We start from the raw sequence: 17,862 nt of genomic DNA on the forward strand, positions 1-17,862 counted from the left end.
AAATCACCCATCTTACTCAGAATGGATGACTTCAAAAAATTATTTAATATCAGCTTCTGCTGGTAGATAAGTATCTCCGAAGAATTGTTTAGACAATTTTTCAAGCGTTCCGTCTTTGTAAAGTTCTTTGATGCGTTTGTCTACAAATGATTTCAACTCATCTTGACCCTGAGCAAGAAGTGGGTAAACGTATGGTTGTTGGTCGCTTGGAAGTTCGATAACTTTCAAGTTGTCCAAACCTTGGTTCTTAATCACTGTTTCAACACCGATTTTATCAAAAATCTTATAGTCAAATTGGCCATCGCTCAAACGTACCATGATTTGTTGGAAGTCTGCCTTAGTATAGTTAAGGATAGTTGGGTTGTCCGGGTGTTCAGCGTTGTATGCTTCTAACTGCTTAGCTGATGTAGTGGCTTGAACGACTTCCGTTGATTTTCCACCGATATCAGCGAGAGACTTGATACTAGAGTCATCTTTCTTCACTACAAGGACATTAGGGTTTTGGGCAATTGGTGCGGCATAGAGGTATTTCTCCGCACGTTCTTTAGTGTAGCTAAGATTGTTGACAGCCATATTGTAACGGTCAGCGTCAAGACCTGCAAAGACACCTGACCATTCTGTCTTTTCAAACTTGACATCATACTTGTCAGAATCTTTAAAGATAGCGCGAACGACTTCAATCTCATAACCAGTCAATTCGCCATTTTCTTCATAAATAAATGGTTTTGGCGAGCCATTGGTTGCAACGATGATTTCTTTCTTGCTAGCTGCTTCTCCTTCTTTCTTAGCACCCCCTGAGCAAGCTGCTAACACACCTGCAGCAACAAGAGCAAGGGCCGCAAGAGATGAGTATTTAACGATTTTTTTCATGTCATTTCCTCCAAAATAGAATACCTTATAATCTTAACAGAAAAAGAGTATTTACGCCATTATATGATATCTATCTCTGTGATAGGTTTTCTTTATGGCTAATTTAAAAGACCAGACGCAAGACTGCAATCAAGACCACTCCAAAGAGAACCGTTCCGACTAGATTGCGGTAGCGAAAGGCTACCCAAGCCGTTGGAAAGACTGCTAAGAAGTCCAGCCATTTGATTTGAGGAAGGCTGCCAACCTTGCCTGTCACTACGCTTGAAAGAATCAAGGCAAAGATAATAGAAACGGGCAAGAACTTCAAAAAACGCTCAACGATTGCAGGCAAGCCCTTATACTTGACCAAGATGAAGGGAATCATACGGGGAATCCACGTCACCAAGCCAGAGAAAATAACTGCTAATAAAAGATACTTACTGACCATCTAAAACCACCCCCATGCTACAACCAAGTAGCGTCGCAAAGAGAACAGCTAGTGACTGAGACACCACTGTCAAGAGTAAAAAGAAGGATACCGCAACAACTGCTAGGATAATCAGCAGATTGCGGACGGGAATTCGTCTTTGCATAATCTGGAATTGCGAAGCAAAAATGCCGATAAACATCCCAACCAAGGCAAAATCTAAACCAAAGATTTCTGGATTTGGCAGCAGGCCGCCCAGAGCCGTTCCGACTACTGTTCCCACAAACCAAGCCACATAGCTGTTGAGATTGTTCCCGTGCATCCACATCGGATTGACCTTGTCTGTATGGGCCAATTCGCCCATCAAAACACCATAAGTCTCATCCGTCAAGATACTAGACATACCGATATTGTGCCAGAGACTGGTATGACGGAAATAGGTCGATGCATGTAAACTCAACAAAAAGAGACGCAAATTGATTAGAAAAACCGTCATAGCAATAGCTGCCACAGGAGCTTGAACCGCAATCAGTGCCAACATGGCAAACTGGGCACTCCCAGCATAAACAAAGAGGCTCATCAAGCCCATCTCTACAGGCGTCACATAGGGCGCACCGATAATCCCACAGGCCAGGCCGATACTGACATAACCAAGGGCCGTTGGCATAGCTGCCTGCGCTCCCTCCCAAAATCCTTTTTCTTTCATCTTTCTCCTCATATTGTCTTAATAATACTCAATGAAAATCAAAGAGCAAACTAGGAAGCTAGCCGCAGGCTGTACTTGAGTACGGCAAGGCGAAGCTGACGCGGTTTGAAGAGATTTTCGAAGAGTATAAGTAGGCTGAAAAGGCTCCAGCCATAGCATGGACTATTATAACACATTCAGGAAAGAGAAAAAAGTCTGCTGATTGTAGCTATCATAAAAAGACTGGCAATCCAGTCTCAAACATAAATTATAGAAATTCTTCACTAAATACTTTCACGAATATTCATAAGCATGACAAAGGCAACTAGAAGGAATAGCAATAAAACAAAGCTAACTGCCAGAGTTCCAAAGCTAGTAGCAATGGTTACCAAAGCTATTGTAAATAAGCTAGGTAAAACAACCGTAATGGCACCGATAGAAGATTGAACTGCTCCCATTGACTCCTCAGGTATTTGTTTAAAAACGAGTTCCTGCAACCTAGGAGAAAGAACACCTGCGAAAAAGGCATCCAAGGTACTAAAGATGAGAATCCAGTCAAAACGAACTGTAGCAAATCCTACTAGAAGAAGCAACTGGATGATAAGTGAGGCATAGAGAGCTGTTTTTATAGAAATCGTATTTTTCAGATAGCCACTTACAAGGCTTCCGACAATCAGGGCTGACAGTTCAAAAGTGGATAGCAAGGCAAGAGATTGACCTGTTTGTAAATTCAAAAAGGGTTGATTCCTCAAAAACAGAGTAGAAACAGGAACTGTAACATTTATCACTGCTTGACTAATAGAAATAATAAACAAAACCAAGAGCACCTTATTCATATTCCATATCAATTTCGATGATTGGAGCAAATGCTGGCAAAAGGATTTTACAGAGAGTCCTTCTTGATAGCTAATCGTTTTTTCTACTTTCAAGAGGTCAGTTTTTATGAAGAGGATACCTAAAAATGCGATTAAAAAGGTAAGAGCGTTCAGTAAGGAAATAAATTGGATGGATAGAATACCTAGTAAGACTCCTCCTAGAATATTACTGATTGTTTTCACTAAACTAACAGTTGATTGTTTAAATCCAATAGCTTCTGCCAGATGATCTTGCCCAATAATTCTAATGAAAATCGGAGTGAGCATGGCGCCTGAAAAATAACTCAACGTGTCAGACAAGAGGTTAATCAGACAAATAAAGGCTACTAGTACTAAGGAAAAGGACTGCCCTGAAAGAGACAAGGACACTATAGAGTAAAGCAAAAATTTTGCAAAACTAATGACTGTGTATTTTAGGACACGATGATGTTGAAAATCCGCCAAAACTCCCAGAAAGATTTGTAGAACTTGGGGCAGGGTTTCTGAAATCGTGATGAGTAAAATCGCCAAAGGGGCAAAAGAGGCATCTGCCACATAATTCAAAAAGGCTAGATAAAAAATCGTATCCCCAAGTGTTGAAATCCACTGGTTGATGGTTAATTGCCTAAAATCTCTATTTTGAAGAAATACTTTCATTATAACTCCTTTTTAAATTCCAGTTAGAATTTTTATTCCAGTGTATCAAAAACAAGACTTGGTTTAGTATTGAGTTCCAAGTCTCGCTTATATATTTTTCATGTTAGATTCATTCATTATATAACCGTTAATACCGTATTTTATAATGAATCATATTTTAAAAATACCAGACCACACTATTCCCTGCTTGTATTTAGTTTCTTTCTTTTGTACAAATTTTGCTAAATCCAACAACTCTGTCGGCGGTTCACCTTTAAATCCCAACAATTCTTTAGAGATGGCAAATGATAGACGTACAGCTAGCAAATCTTCACTACTACTAGAAAACTGTTTCGCTGTCTCCAGCAATTGCTTCCTAAATTCTTCCGTCAAGCTAATTTCTTTATTATTGTACAGGGAATGAATTAAAATTTGTAACTGACTCTGTTTTCCCATCGTTTACCTCATCTTATCTAGGACGCCAAGTTTCACTTTTAGTCCAACTATTTACAGTATGCTCAGAATTAAACATCTACTGTCCGAATTCCCATCTATAAACCACTTCTGCGACCTAGGATTTGCTTCAAGTGCTTTACAAGGACAGTATAACACAGAAATTGCCTTATTTTAGAAAATCGCATATTTGATATTTTTTCTTATAGAAATTTCAGATTTGCGATTTTGGTGGATTTGATTATTTCCCTGATATAATAAAGTTATTACTAATTAAGGAGTGGAGCAACTATGAAGAAACAAATTTTAACATTATTGACAATCGTTGCTGATATTATTATCATTTTGCCATTTCTAACTAATCGATAAGCTCTTTGAATTGCTGCAAGCGCAATTCAAAAAGGGCTATCAATTGTGGATTTTCTAATACTTGCAGAGATTGGATAAAGTGTTCAATCTCTTTTTGATTGCTTCCTTTAGTTTGAAGAAAGACACTCATTTTCTTTAAAAATTGCCACGATACTTTCTCAAAAACATCGTACGGACGCAACATGTTCTCCAACTCGGCTTCGAAGATTGGGATGTAGGAGAAAAGTTTTCGCTCCATGAGTTCTGATAAGATATTTAAGAGTCCTTGCTTCATATACAGTCTATTATGTACCAACTCTTTAAATTCCTTGGATTTTTCAAGCAAAGAGGTTGATAAAAAAATCAGATCTTGATTGCTCAAGAAGGGCATGGTATTACAAAAGAGATAGAGTTCAAACCAGGTCCAAGACTCAATAGCATAGAGATAAGTAGTCAAAAACTCCCTATCCTCCTCTGTTAGCAGATAGCTCTTATTTAAGGAATGAATAGCATTTTTAATCACAATGGCATTCAAACAACGATAGGTCTCTGCCATCTGTCCTTGCTCGACTTCCTCCAACAGTTGCTCTAAGCCAGCTATATCTTGATGAGCAAAGCGATCCACAATCCTTCTACCAATTCGCATATGTGGAGATTCTTGGTAGTTGTTGAGCTTATGACCAAACTCATCAAAGTTCATATTGATCCCTTGAATGGCTAATATGAGCTTATCAGCAGACAACATGGACTGCCCTAGCTCAAACTTGGACAACTGAGAAGCTGTTAGCCCGTCACAAGCCACATCTGACTGCTTGAGCTTTCTAGCCAAACGTAATTCCTTGTAAAATTCCCCCAATTCCATTTTTTCAATCATCCTACCACCTCCTAGCTTTTGCATATTATATCATTATTTTTATAGTTTTGTCAAAATATTCTGACACTTTGGTGATTAAAAAAGCCAGCCTTAAGCTGACTCTTTATTCTATAGTATCAAAAGCGAGACTTGGTTTGGCATTGAGATCCAAGCCTGAGAAGTTTTCTTTGTTCCACTCGCTGACGCTGGCATAGGCAATCATACCTGCATTGTCTCCGCAGAGGCGCAGAGGTGGAATGATAACCTTGACATCTGTGATTTCGGCTGCTAGACGTTCTCTGAGACCTTTATTAGCTGCCACGCCACCTGCCACGACTAGGGTTTTAACAGGGTATTTCTCCAAAGCCTTCTTAGTTTTTGCCATGAGAATATCCATAATTGCTGCTTGGAAGGACGCACACAAGTCCTCTGTTGACAAGCTCTCTCCCTTTTGCTCGGCATTGTGGTGAAGGTTGATAAAGGCAGATTTCAAACCTGAAAATGAAAACTCTAGATTATCTTCCTTAATCATGGCACGAGGGAAATCATAAATATCTTGCCCCCGATGAGCCAACTCGTCAATCTCACGACCTGCAGGATAGGTCAAGCCCATGACACGGCCGACCTTATCATAAGCCTCACCAACCGCATCATCTCGCGTTTCCCCAACAATCTTGTAATCACCAGCCTCAGAAACATAGACCAACTCTGTGTGCCCACCACTTACTAAAAGTGCTAACAAGGGGAACTCCAAAGGCTCCACGCTCTGAGCTGCCATGAGGTGGCCAGCCATGTGGTTAACGGGAATCAGCGGAAGCCCATGTGCCCAAGCAAAGGCCTTGGCAGCTGACAAACCAACGAGTAAGGCTCCAACCAAGCCAGGTCCATAGGTAACTGCAACAGCTGTCACATCGTCTTCGGTAATCCCTGCTTCTGCCAACGCCTCCTCGATACAGGCCGTAATAACCTCTACATGGTGTCGACTAGCTACTTCTGGCACTACGCCTCCAAAACGTTTGTGACTCTCAATTTGACTAGCAATGACATTGGACAAGAGCTCATCGTCGTTTTTCAAGACGGCGACACTAGTCTCATCACAGGAAGTCTCAAATGCTAAAATATATCTATCCTTCATCTATTTCTCTCTTCATGATGATGGCGTCCTCGACTGGGTCATGGTAGTAGGCCTTTCGCTCAGCGATGACCGCCATCTTTTCTTTCTTGTAAAATGCTTGCGCTCGTTGATTTGACTTTCTGACTTCGAGGAAAATCTCCTTGTCTATCGGCAATTGAGCAAACAAGGCTGATGCAATTCCCTGACCCTGATAAGTTTTCTTGACAGCGATTTGCAAAACTTCTGCTTCAAATAGATTCTCCTGCACAGCTAGAAAGCCAATCACTTCTGTCCCATCATAAGCCAGAGCATACCAAGTCTGATCTTGGGACAGGTCTGCTTGGATTTGTTCCAATGTCCAAGGGATAACCGGGTAAACAGCTACTATGACAGCGTAGATGTCTTGAGCCAAGTCAGGCTGCTGTTGGATTCGTTTGACCTCTATCATAGGCGTTTAATGTAAGATTCTCCAGACTCGGTGTGGTTCTTGAGCCAGTTTTCCTCAGCCTCGACTCGTTTGAGGTAATTCGGCACAAAATCATGCAAGGAGTCTGCTTCCTTGTCCCAGGCTAAAAGAGCTAGATTGGCTGCATTAGGCAAGGTTTCTTTGAAATTAGTCCTTGGCAAGTGTTCTTGAATCTGCTCCACAAAGGGGCCAACTTCTCCGACAAAGGTTACCTGACTAGCCCCCTTGATTAACTCAATCACTCGCTCAAAGGGCAGGTGTGCTTCTGGCATGACAGGTTTGGCATTTTCATAAAATCCTGCGTAAACATTGTTGCGACGCGCATCCATCAAAGGAACGAACAAGCCTTCTTGTTGATATGGCACCAAAGCCAAGAGGCTAGACATACCAACCAACTCGATGTTCAGAGTGTGAGCTAAGGTTTTGGCAGTTGCCACCGCAATTCGCAAGCCTGTGTAGCTACCTGGTCCCTCTGCCACCACGATTCGGTCCAAATCCTTGGGCGTCCAATCCAAACTTGCCATCAAAAAATCAATGGCAGGCATAAGGGTAATACTGTGATTTTTCTTAATATTAATCGTCGTCTCGGCAAGAACCTGCTTGTCCTCTAAAATAGCGAGAGAAAGAGCCTTGCTGGACGTATCAAAAGCTAATACTTTCATAACACATTCCTATCTTTTTGTCTGCTTACTATTATACTACAAAAGCTGGCACATGGGAATTTTCTTTATCCCTAAACAAGAGTGCCCCAGCATGAGCAGGGCATCTAAGCATTTAATCCAAAGTAAAATACAAACCAAACGACATAGGTTACAAGGAGGAGAAAAAGCGAATAGAGAGTCACAAAGGTAATCTTCCACAAGAACTTGGTTTGTCGTCGTTCCAGTTTGGCAAATAGAAGATTCCCTCCATAAACACAAGCAATAAAAACGATAAAAGCTACCACGCGAACTCCGATAGCAAAAGCAAATAAGTTATACATAGGGAACCTCCTTAGTTTAAAATTATCTTAATAAGTAAAGTGAAATATTGCATAAGTATCCATTTTTAATATCGCAAATATATTTTTTAAAGACATAAACACATCTACAAGCGCCTATAAACAGAAACCTTAAAAGATAAGTTAAAACTTATAAAATAAGATTCTGTTCATAGACACCAATACTCATATCAACACTTTTACGTAACAACTCATATTTTACAAAAACTTGGTCTTATACGAATCTAGAAAATAGAACCACAGCTGCTCTTGCATATGCTCCTTTAGTTGTATTCCAAGCATTATTTGCTACAATAGGAGATAATCTTGCTAGGAATGCGATATTGCAACTTCTATTATCTGCTAAAAATCCCTTAAAACACTTATCATGATAGAAACAAGCCATATCTAAATCATCAATAGCTGGAATAGAATATCCATTATTTCCATAACCACAATAATTACCATAAGAGCCTATAGGAAAAAGAGAGCGATCCATTCTAGCCAAAGCAGTTGACTCTCCGTTAGTCTCTATATCCGTTACGATTTCGTTTAAAACACGCCCTACCTCCAAAGCTTCATTATCTAAACCAAGCTCCTCTGCTTTATCTAATCTAACTACAGGGAAACCATGTTCATTCAATTCGGTAACTTTATCCAATTCAGATAACCAAGAATATTCTACTCTGTGATTAGACTCTAGTGCTGAAGCAGAACTATAAATAGCAAATAAAGTTGTGGTGAAAAAAGCCAAAACAATCAAAATAAAACTAAACTTATGTTTCATCGCAGAATCCTTTCTCTATTGAGCTCATACTATCAAATACATCAATAGTATCTATAAAGTTAAACATAATAGCAATAGCACTAAACAATATAGTTTCCGAATTATTTCCTTTCCAGCTTAGACTATTTCTTTCTATTATTATAGTACATACTTTTTGAAATTGCAAGCGCTTACTAAAGAAATCGTCCCCTGACTTTCTCGTTTCCGTCTTTTACTAATTTTTCATTTTGTGGTATAATTGAAATAATTGTAACGAATCAAGGTCAATCTAGACACAAAATGGAATGAAATCAAGCAAATATCTGCTAAAAGTTTGGAATAAGCTGACCTGTAAATAGAAAGGAACTATATGATTTACAAAGTTTTTTATCAAGAAACAAAAGAACGTAGCCCACGTCGTGAAACAACACGCGCACTTTACCTAGACATTGATGCCAGCTCAGAACTTGAGGGCCGTATCGCTGCTCGCCAACTTGTCGAAGAAAATCGCCCAGAGTACAATATCGAGTATATCGAACTCTTGTCTGACAAATTGCTAGATTACGAAAAAGAAACTGGCGCCTTCGAAATTACGGAGTTCTAATATGGCCTATACTCTTAAACCTGAAGAAGTCGGCGTTTTTGCCATCGGTGGTCTGGGAGAAATCGGGAAAAACACTTACGGAATTGAATACCAAGATGAGATTATCATCGTCGATGCTGGGATTAAATTCCCAGAAGATGACTTGCTGGGTATCGACTATGTCATTCCTGACTACTCTTACATCGTAGACAATATCGACCGCGTCAAGGCTGTCTTAATCACACACGGACACGAGGACCACATCGGTGGGATTCCATTCCTACTCAAGCAAGCAAATGTCCCTATCTACGCTGGGCCGCTTGCCTTGGCTTTGATCCGTGGGAAACTCGAAGAACACGGCCTCTTGCGCAACGCCAAACTTTACGAAATCAACCACAATACTGAGTTGACCTTTAAAAATCTCAAGGCAACTTTCTTTAGAACGACTCACTCTATTCCAGAACCTTTGGGGATTGTCATTCATACTCCTCAAGGGAAAATTGTCTGTACGGGTGACTTCAAGTTTGACTTAACACCAGTTGGTGAACCAGCAGATTTGCACCGTATGGCAGCTCTTGGTGAAGACGGTGTACTCTGTCTCCTGTCTGACTCGACAAATGCAGAAATTCCAACCTTTACCAACTCTGAAAAAGTCGTTGGCCAGTCCATCATGAAGATTATCCAAGGCATAGAGGGACGTATCATCTTTGCATCCTTTGCCTCAAATATCTTCCGTCTCCAACAAGCAACAGAAGCTGCTGTTAAGACTGGACGTAAGATTGCAGTCTTTGGTCGTTCCATGGAAAAGGCCATTGTCAACGGAATCGAGCTTGGCTACATCAAAGCTCCTAAGGGAACCTTTATCGAGCCAAATGAAATCAAAGATTACCCTGCAGGCGAGATTCTTATCCTCTGTACAGGTAGTCAGGGTGAGCCGATGGCAGCCCTCTCTCGTATCGCCAACGGAACCCACCGTCAGGTACAACTCCAGCCCGGCGATACAGTTATCTTCTCTTCAAGTCCAATCCCTGGAAACACGACTAGCGTCAACAAGCTGATTAACATCATTTCTGAAGCTGGTGTCGAAGTTATCCACGGTAAAGTGAACAATATTCATACATCTGGACACGGTGGCCAGCAAGAGCAAAAACTCATGCTCCGCTTGATTAAGCCAAAATACTTCATGCCTGTCCACGGTGAATACCGCATGCAAAAAGTCCACGCTGGACTAGCAGTGGATACTGGTGTTGAGAAGGACAATATCTTTATCATGAGCAATGGTGATGTGCTTGCCCTTACTGCAGATTCTGCTCGTATCGCAGGCCATTTCAACGCCCAAGACATCTATGTCGATGGAAATCGTATCGGTGAAATCGGTGCTGCTGTCCTCAAAGACCGTCGCGATCTATCTGAAGACGGTGTCGTTCTAGCAGTCGCAACTGTTGACTTCAAGTCGCAGATGATTCTGTCTGGTCCAGATATCCTCAGCCGAGGCTTTGTCTACATGAGAGAATCTGGTGACTTGATTCGCCAAAGCCAACGCATCCTCTTCAATGCAATTCGTATCGCACTGAAAAATAAGGATGCTAGCGTGCAATCTGTCAATGGTGCCATTGTCAACGCTATTCGCCCCTTCCTTTATGAAAATACAGAACGTGAACCGATTATCATCCCGATGATCCTCACACCAGATGAAGAATAAACCAACAAAACAGCCCCGTCTTCGGAGCTGTTTTTCTCTATGCTTTCTTTTCTTGATTCTTAGAAATACTACGATTTTTACCTTCCAGATACACCATCAAAATAGAAATATCTGCTGGATTTACTCCCGAAATACGGCTGGCTTGGCCGATAGTTTCTGGATTGATGAGTTTGAACTTCTGACGGGCTTCGGTTGCGATAGAATCAATGTCATCCCAGTCAATATTTGCTGGAATACGTTTTTCTTCCATGCGTTTCATCTTGGCAACCTGATCCATGGCTTTGGAAATATAACCTTCGTACTTGATTTCTGTTTCAATCAATTCGATAATCTTGTCATCCAAGTCCTCTGCAGCTGGCCCGATGAAGGCCACCACATCTTGGTAAGAAACTTCTGGACGGCGAAGGAATTCCTTGGCGGTCACCGCATCTGTCAACGGCTTGAAGCCCATCTCCTCAACCTTGGCATTGGTTTCCTTGACTGGCTTGAGTTTGATACTGTCTAGGCGTTTCATCTCATTGTCAAATTGATTTTTCTTGATTTCAAAGCGAGCCCAGCGTTCATCATCCACAAGTCCAATCTCACGCCCCATCTCTGTCAAACGCATATCAGCATTGTCATGACGGAGAATGAGACGGTATTCAGCACGACTGGTCAAGAGACGGTAGGGTTCAATGGTTCCCTTGGTCACCAAGTCGTCAATCATCACCCCGATATAACCGTCACTACGCTTCAAAATCAACTCAGGCTTGCCTTGGACTTTCAGAGCCGCATTGATACCCGCGATAATCCCTTGACCAGCAGCCTCTTCGTAACCTGATGTCCCATTTGTCTGACCAGCAGTGAAAAGACCTGAGATTTTCTTGGTTTCCAGAGTCGCACGCAACTGGTGAGGCAAGACCATGTCATACTCAATGGCATAACCTGTTCGCATCATCTCTGCATTTTCCAACCCTTTAATGGAATGAACCAGCTCACGTTGGACGTCCTCAGGCAGACTGGTTGAAAGACCTTGGACATAGACTTCCTCTGTATTGCGCCCTTCTGGCTCAAGGAAAAGTTGGTGGCGTTCCTTGTCCGCAAAGCGCACAATCTTGTCTTCAATAGACGGACAGTAACGAGGGCCCACTCCCTTGACCACACCTGTAAACATAGGCGCACGGTGGAGGTTGTTTTGGATAATCTCATGACTGGTACCGTTGGTGTAGGTCAACCAGCATGGCACTTGGTCCTTGACATAGTCCTCATCACGTGAAGTGTATGAGAAGTGATTAGGCGCTTCGTCTCCTGGCTGGATTTCTGTCACGTCGTAATTGATAGACGAAGCCTTGACACGTGGAGGGGTCCCTGTCTTGAAACGACCGATTTCGAGGCCCAATTCCTTAAGGTTATCAGCAAGGTTAATCGAAGCTAGGCTGTGGTTTGGCCCTGATGAGTACTTGAGGTCTCCGATGATGATTTCCCCACGGAGGGCCGTCCCTGTCGTCACGATAACAGCCTTAGCAGCATACTCTTGATGGGTCGCAGTACGCACACCGACAACCTTGCCATCTTCCACCAAAATCTCATCAATCATGGTCTGACGAAGGGTCAGATTTTCTTGATTTTCAACTGTCTTGCGCATTTCCTTAGAGTAAAGTTCCTTGTCAGCCTGCGCACGAAGGGCACGGACAGCTGGCCCCTTCCCTGTGTTGAGCATCTTCATCTGGATGTAAGTCTTGTCAATAGTCTTGGCCATCTCGCCACCGAGGGCATCAACTTCACGCACAACGATCCCCTTGGCAGAACCACCGATAGAGGGGTTACAAGGCATGAAAGCCAACATTTCAATGTTGATGGTCGCAAGTAAGACCTTACAACCCATACGACTAGCAGCTAGGGATGCTTCTACCCCAGCGTGTCCCGCACCGATTACAATAATATCGTATTCTTCAGTAAAATTATATGTCATTTCTTAACCTTTCAAAAATTTCTCGTAAATAAGGAACTAACTTCTCCTCCTCTAGAGCTTGATCCATAGTAACCCATTTAAAGTGTGTATGCTCTTCAGGATCTAATCTGATAATTGGCTTCTCCCCAACCCACTCTGCTTTATAAACTAAGCGAGTAAAGATAGTATCCTTAGAGGTATCCAGTTGACTATCTTCGTGAAGAAGTTTGAGCGAACTGCTATCTAGCCTAACTCCCACTTCTTCAATACATTCTCTAAGAGCTCCATCTCGCGGAAGTTCACCCTTTTCAACCCCGCCACCAGGAATATCCCAGTAAGTTGGATAAACGTTGGGTTGTCCTCTTTTAATTTCCGAACGCTGAATGAGCAAATAATCATCACCACTATAAACAAGTACATGGGCAATAAGCTTAACCATCCTTTTCTCTCCTATTTCTCAAGATGAATGTGTCTTAGTTGGCCGTCCCAATCTGGTAGGGCCGTTTTTAGAAAGGCTGGAACTAGCTGGAAATCCTGAAGCTGGTCCAAGTCAATCCATTCGCAAGGTTGCGTCTTCTCATCTTCCTGCATAGTCAATGGGGCATCTTCAAGCAAGTCCACCAGATAATGAAACTCGATATTGTGATAGGAAACACCGTCCTGTTCAAAACGATTTTCAACCACAAAAGCTAGTTGCCCAGCTTGAGCTTTGACACCCAGTTCTTCCCTCACTTCGCGGACTACCGCGTCTTCCGTGCTTTCATTGACTTGAATCGCACCGCCAATAGTGTAATACTTGCCCTTATCTTTGGTGACTAGAAGCTTGCGATTTTGGAGAATCAAGGCTGTCGCCCGAACTCCAAAAACCGTATTTCCTGTTTTTGTCCGAAAGTCTTGTTGAGTCATTCTTGTCCTTTCCCTTAAACGACACAAAAACAGTCAAAACTCCAAAGAAGTGCAGGACAAAAAAGCCTGCAACATCCATGAGCTTTGACCATCATTTCTATTGCTTTTATTATTGTAGCAAATTGAGAAAATTTGTCAATCTAAATGTACTGACAAACTTGTCCATAGCGATAAGCATTGTCAATCAAGCCACCACCTAGACACTCTTCGCCATCGTAAAAGACAACTGCCTGTCCTGGTGTAATCGCGCGTTGCGGTTCTGCAAAGATGACCTCTGCCTTGTCTCCTTTGACATGGACGGTCACCTTCGAATCAGGTTGACGATAGCGGAATTTAGCCGTACATTCGAGCGTAAACTCCTCTGGCATGTCACGAGTAAAGTGGACTTGGCTAGCCTCTAGGCTGGTTGACATGAGCGAATCATGGTAGAAACCTTGACCGACATAGAGGATATTCTTGCTTAGGTCTTTTCCGACAACGAACCAAGGGGCATTGTCACCGCCGTGTTGCCCACCGATACCGAGGCCGCCACGCTGACCAATCGTATAGTACATAAGACCTGCATGCTCGCCCATATCGCGACCATCTACAGTCATCATGCGACCTGGTTGAGCTGGCAGGTAGTTGCTGAGAAAGTTTTTAAAGTTCTTTTCTCCGATAAAACAAATCCCTGTCGAATCTTTCTTCTTAGCAGTCGCAAGTCCTGCTTCTTCTGCTAGTTTTCGCACTTCCGGCTTTTCCAAATGTCCCAGTGGGAACATGGTTTTTTGAAGTTGTTCTTGCGAAAGTTGGCTGAGGAAATAAGTCTGATCCTTGCCATTGTCCACGCCACGAAGCATGTGAACAGTGCTATCCTCATCACGCGCCACTCGAGCATAATGCCCAGTCGCCACATAGTCTGCCCCCAAGGTCATAGCATAGTCCAAAAAGGCCTTGAACTTGATTTCCTTATTGCACATAACGTCCGGATTTGGCGTGCGCCCTGCACGGTATTCCGCTAGGAAATACTCGAAAACGCGGTCCCAGTACTCTTTTTCAAAGTTGACAGAGTAGTAAGGAATGCCAATCTGGTCTGCTACCGCAGCCACATCCTTGTAATCTTCGGTCGCCGTACAGACGCCGTTTTCATCTGTGTCGTCCCAGTTCTTCATGAAGATACCAATCACATCGTAACCCTGCTCCTTGAGCAAGAGAGCCGTCACCGACGAATCAACACCACCACTCATCCCCACGACAACACGTGTCTTAGAGTTATCACTCATGGTAAGTCTCCCATCTATTCGTTTATTTATACCCCTCAAAATTCTATTTACTATGACTTTCAATAGAATTTATTTGAGTATAGTCATTTCGTTTGCTTTTAGTAGTAAAATGGTCTAGGAGACCATTTTAACCTATCATCTTAAAATGAAAATATGATAGGCAACGAGTCACAGGCATAACTTGAGTTCGCTCAATCAGTCTGGGAGACTGATTGAGGTTATAAATCAGACAAGCTCAGCTTGCATCTCATTTCGAGTTAACGACGTAATAAAAGATAAACGAAATGACTAGTTCACGATTGAAGGTCGTGTGTGCTTTAACGATTGAAGGTCGCTTGAGCAGTATTCATTATAACATGCTTGGTTGGAGAAGACAAGAAAGAGGCTGATAATCTACCAACCTCTTGTTCTAAACCTATCAATCTAGCACTTTTTAGCTTCATTCGCTTTCTTAGCAACTGCAATCTGGTATTTCACTTGGTCAAATCCTGTACCTCCCAAGGAATTTCGTCTTTGAACAGCAGTTTTAGGTTGCAAGTAGACATAAATATCCTCGGCAATGAGGGAATGATAGGTTTGCAATTCCTCCAAAGTCCAATCTTGAATATTTTTAGCAGACTTGATAGAGTCTAGCACTAATCTTCCCACAACCTCATGAGCTTCTCTAAATGGCAAGCCTTTCCCTGCCAAATAATCTGCCAACTCAGTTGCATTTGAAAAGTCCTTCTCTGTAGACTCTTGCATTTTTTCCTTGTTTACCTGCAAGCTAGATAACATACCTGCCAATACATCGAGGGAATTTAAAATCGTTTCGACCGTGTCAAACATTCCTTCCTTATCCTCTTGCAAATCCTTATTATAAGCTAAAGGCAAGGACTTCATGACTGTCAATAGCCCAAACAGATTCCCATAAACTCTGCCAGTCTTTCCTCGAATCAACTCAGCCATATCTGGATTTTTCTTTTGGGGCATAATAGAGGAACCTGTTGTAAACGTATCTGACAAGGTAATGAATTGGTACTCAAAACTACACCAATTGATCATTTCTTCGCAAAAACGGCTCATATGCATCATGAGTATGCTGGCATTGGATAGAAATTCTAAGATAAAATCGCGGTCACTAACAGCATCCAAAGAATTTGTATAAGGTTGCTTAAACTCCAGCAAATTGCTAGACAATTGGCGATCAATGGGGAAAGTTGTTCCTGCCAAAGCTGCCGCACCTAGAGGGCATAGGTCTGTATGTTGCTGGTTAAATACAAAACGTTCACTGTCTCTTTGAAACATGTTGTAGTAAGCCATCAGGTGATGGGCAAAACTAATAGGCTGGGCATGTTGCAGATGAGTATAGCCCGGCATGATCGTCTCCACATGATTTTCCGCCAAGTCTAATAAAACACCCTTGAGATGAGCCAGTTTATCTAGGACATGACCTAGTTGTTCCTTGAGATACAAGTGCATATCTGTCGCAACTTGGTCATTTCGAGAACGAGCCGTATGTAGCTTCCCTGCAAGGGGACCAATTTTTTCTGTCAGCAACACTTCCATATTCATATGAATATCTTCGTTTGCAATATCAAAATCAAGTTGACCTGCCTCTAGCTCTTCTAAAAGCTCTTTCAAGCCTGCTTGAATCTTTTCTGACTCCTCCAAACTCAAAATGCCCGTCTGGCCCAACATCTGAACGTGGGCTAAGGAACCAATCACATCAAATTTAGCTAATTTCTGGTCAAAAGATATACTCGCACCAAAGCGCTCTACCCAGTCTTCGACAGTACCTTCAAAGCGACCACCCCATAATTTTGTATTCTTAGCCATATCACATCCACCTCTCTAGCCAATCGTCCTATTTGGCGCTTTTTTGAACCTCAGAATGAACCTTGGTTGGAAGTCCCCACAACTTAATAAAGCCAACAGCCGCATCTTGGTCAAAGGTATCTGCACTAGTATACGTCGCCAAATTTTCATCGTAAAGAGAATTTGGTGATTTCCGAGCCACGACCTGAGCACTCCCCTTATACAGTTTAACTTTTGCAGTCCCATTGACAACTTTTTGAGTCTCTTTAATATAAGCAATCAAGGCTTGTGTAGCCGGACTAAACCACAAAGCATTATAAATGAGATTTGATAATTCATTTTCTATGATTGGTTTAAAATGAGCCACTTCTCTCACAAGCGTCAAATCCTCAATTTCCTTATGAGCTGTCAGTAGGGTCACTGCCCCTGGGCACTCATAGATTTCTCTTGATTTAATCCCAACCAAACGATTTTCCACGTGGTCAATCCGTCCGACCCCATGTTTCCCAGCTATTTCATTGAGTTTTTGAATCAAATCTGCCAATTTTAGCCCTTCTCCATTGAGGGAAACTGGAACACCTTCACTAAACTCAATCTCAATGTATTCTGGCGTATCTGGAGCTTGCTCTGGAGAAGATGTGATGCCAAAGGCTTCTTCTGGAGCCTGATTCCATGGATTTTCCAAAATACCACACTCATTGGCACGTCCCCAAAGATTTTGGTCAACAGAGTAAGGATTGTCAAGGTCAGCAGGAACAGGCACCCCATTTTCCTTGGCATAATGAATTTCTTCCTCCCGAGACCATTTCCATTCACGAACTGGCGCAATCACTTTTAAATTGGGATCCAAGGCTGCAATCGATACTTCAAAACGTACTTGGTCATTCCCCTTACCTGTACAACCATGAGCAATTGTAGTCGCTCCTGTCTGATGCGCGATTTCAACCAATTTTTTAGAAATAAGAGGGCGGCTCAAGGCAGATACCAAGGGGTACTTTTGTTCATAGTAGGCATGTGACTGGAGAGCCACTAGCACATAATCTGTAGCAAATTCGTCCTTAACATCAATAACATAAGATTCGACTGCTCCAACCTTGAGAGCCTTATCATGGATGAAATCTAAGTCTTTCCCTTCACCCACATCCATACAAACTGCAACAACATCATAGTCTTTCTTTAGCCAGGTAATAGCAACTGATGTATCCAAACCGCCAGAATAGGCCAAAATTACTTTTTCTTTACTCATGTTCTT

Annotated in this window: 19 protein-coding genes; 2 read left to right on the forward strand and 17 right to left on the reverse strand. The window is 42.2% G+C overall.

From position 1 onward, the window contains the following. Positions 1-39 precede the first annotated feature (39 nt). The 11 genes from WKI23_RS01885 to WKI23_RS01935 all read right to left on the reverse strand — a co-directional run bounded on the left by WKI23_RS01885 (position 40) and on the right by WKI23_RS01935 (position 8,451). A complete protein-coding gene (locus WKI23_RS01885; RefSeq protein WP_000724930.1) occupies positions 40-870 on the reverse strand; it encodes an amino acid ABC transporter substrate-binding protein in 831 nt (276 codons plus the stop codon). Between the two features lie 103 nt (positions 871-973). Then, positions 974-1,297 carry an AzlD domain-containing protein gene (locus WKI23_RS01890; RefSeq protein WP_000253936.1) on the reverse strand — a complete coding sequence of 108 codons (324 nt, stop codon included), beginning with the start codon at positions 1,295-1,297 and terminating at the stop codon, positions 974-976. Further along, a complete protein-coding gene (locus WKI23_RS01895; RefSeq protein WP_023932454.1) occupies positions 1,287-1,982 on the reverse strand; it encodes an AzlC family ABC transporter permease in 696 nt (231 codons plus the stop codon). The genes WKI23_RS01890 and WKI23_RS01895 overlap by 11 nt, the downstream gene beginning before the upstream one ends. A gap of 263 nt (positions 1,983-2,245) precedes the next feature. Next, on the reverse strand, positions 2,246-3,472 hold the full coding sequence (locus WKI23_RS01900; protein ID WP_368078761.1) for an MFS transporter: 1,227 nt from the start codon (positions 3,470-3,472) through the stop codon (positions 2,246-2,248). Between the two features lie 150 nt (positions 3,473-3,622). Continuing rightward, entirely contained in the window at positions 3,623-3,907 is a 285-nt protein-coding gene (locus WKI23_RS01905) for a hypothetical protein (protein WP_368078762.1), read from the reverse strand. 355 nt (positions 3,908-4,262) lie between these two features. Further along, the gene (locus tag WKI23_RS01910; RefSeq protein ID WP_368078763.1) at positions 4,263-5,126 is read right to left on the reverse strand and encodes an XRE/MutR family transcriptional regulator; all 864 of its coding nucleotides are present in this window, start codon (positions 5,124-5,126) and stop codon (positions 4,263-4,265) included. Between the two features lie 103 nt (positions 5,127-5,229). Next, the gene (tsaD, locus tag WKI23_RS01915) at positions 5,230-6,240 is read right to left on the reverse strand and encodes a tRNA (adenosine(37)-N6)-threonylcarbamoyltransferase complex transferase subunit TsaD (RefSeq protein WP_368078764.1); all 1,011 of its coding nucleotides are present in this window, start codon (positions 6,238-6,240) and stop codon (positions 5,230-5,232) included. Further along, positions 6,230-6,667, reverse strand: a complete 438-nt coding sequence (gene rimI / locus WKI23_RS01920) for a ribosomal protein S18-alanine N-acetyltransferase (RefSeq protein WP_368078765.1) — start codon at positions 6,665-6,667, stop codon at positions 6,230-6,232. Before rimI ends, tsaD begins: the two co-directional genes overlap by 11 nt. Continuing rightward, the gene (tsaB, locus tag WKI23_RS01925) at positions 6,664-7,347 is read right to left on the reverse strand and encodes a tRNA (adenosine(37)-N6)-threonylcarbamoyltransferase complex dimerization subunit type 1 TsaB (protein WP_049513052.1); all 684 of its coding nucleotides are present in this window, start codon (positions 7,345-7,347) and stop codon (positions 6,664-6,666) included. The genes rimI and tsaB overlap by 4 nt, the downstream gene beginning before the upstream one ends. A 104-nt stretch (positions 7,348-7,451) precedes the next feature. Continuing rightward, positions 7,452-7,667, reverse strand: coding sequence for a hypothetical protein (locus WKI23_RS01930; RefSeq protein ID WP_000282494.1), 216 nt, complete (start codon positions 7,665-7,667; stop codon positions 7,452-7,454). 232 nt (positions 7,668-7,899) lie between these two features. Then, positions 7,900-8,451, reverse strand: a complete 552-nt coding sequence (locus tag WKI23_RS01935) for a hypothetical protein (protein WP_000680805.1) — start codon at positions 8,449-8,451, stop codon at positions 7,900-7,902. Positions 8,452-8,800: 349 nt separating this feature from the next. Between WKI23_RS01935 and WKI23_RS01940 the strand changes: the two genes are divergently transcribed. Further along, positions 8,801-9,034 (forward strand): DNA-dependent RNA polymerase subunit epsilon, encoded by a 234-nt coding sequence (locus tag WKI23_RS01940; RefSeq protein WP_000639572.1) that lies wholly within the window; start codon positions 8,801-8,803, stop codon positions 9,032-9,034. Between the two features lies 1 nt (position 9,035). Next, positions 9,036-10,715: a ribonuclease J1 gene (gene rnjA / locus WKI23_RS01945; RefSeq protein WP_143952736.1), complete on the forward strand. Its 1,680-nt coding sequence runs from the start codon at positions 9,036-9,038 to the stop codon at positions 10,713-10,715. Between the two features lie 37 nt (positions 10,716-10,752). Here the strand turns inward: rnjA and mnmG are convergent, their stop codons facing one another. From mnmG to WKI23_RS01975, 6 genes are all read right to left on the reverse strand, one after another. Continuing rightward, positions 10,753-12,666, reverse strand: a complete 1,914-nt coding sequence (gene mnmG / locus WKI23_RS01950; RefSeq protein WP_042751782.1) for a tRNA uridine-5-carboxymethylaminomethyl(34) synthesis enzyme MnmG — start codon at positions 12,664-12,666, stop codon at positions 10,753-10,755. Then, a complete protein-coding gene (locus tag WKI23_RS01955) occupies positions 12,656-13,084 on the reverse strand; it encodes an NUDIX hydrolase (RefSeq protein WP_368078766.1) in 429 nt (142 codons plus the stop codon). The genes mnmG and WKI23_RS01955 overlap by 11 nt, the downstream gene beginning before the upstream one ends. 11 nt (positions 13,085-13,095) lie before the next feature. Beyond that, entirely contained in the window at positions 13,096-13,551 is a 456-nt protein-coding gene (locus WKI23_RS01960; protein ID WP_368078767.1) for an NUDIX hydrolase, read from the reverse strand. Positions 13,552-13,691: 140 nt separating this feature from the next. Next, complete coding sequence (gene mnmA, locus WKI23_RS01965) at positions 13,692-14,813, reverse strand: tRNA 2-thiouridine(34) synthase MnmA (RefSeq protein WP_368078768.1); 1,122 nt, start codon at positions 14,811-14,813, stop codon at positions 13,692-13,694. A gap of 423 nt (positions 14,814-15,236) precedes the next feature. Beyond that, a complete protein-coding gene (gene argH / locus WKI23_RS01970) occupies positions 15,237-16,631 on the reverse strand; it encodes an argininosuccinate lyase (protein ID WP_368078769.1) in 1,395 nt (464 codons plus the stop codon). Between the two features lie 28 nt (positions 16,632-16,659). Beyond that, complete coding sequence (locus WKI23_RS01975; RefSeq protein WP_368078770.1) at positions 16,660-17,856, reverse strand: argininosuccinate synthase; 1,197 nt, start codon at positions 17,854-17,856, stop codon at positions 16,660-16,662. Positions 17,857-17,862 lie beyond the last annotated feature (6 nt).

This window comes from Streptococcus pseudopneumoniae (assembly GCF_038148955.1).
In the GTDB taxonomy this organism is placed as follows: domain Bacteria; phylum Bacillota; class Bacilli; order Lactobacillales; family Streptococcaceae; genus Streptococcus; species Streptococcus pseudopneumoniae_T.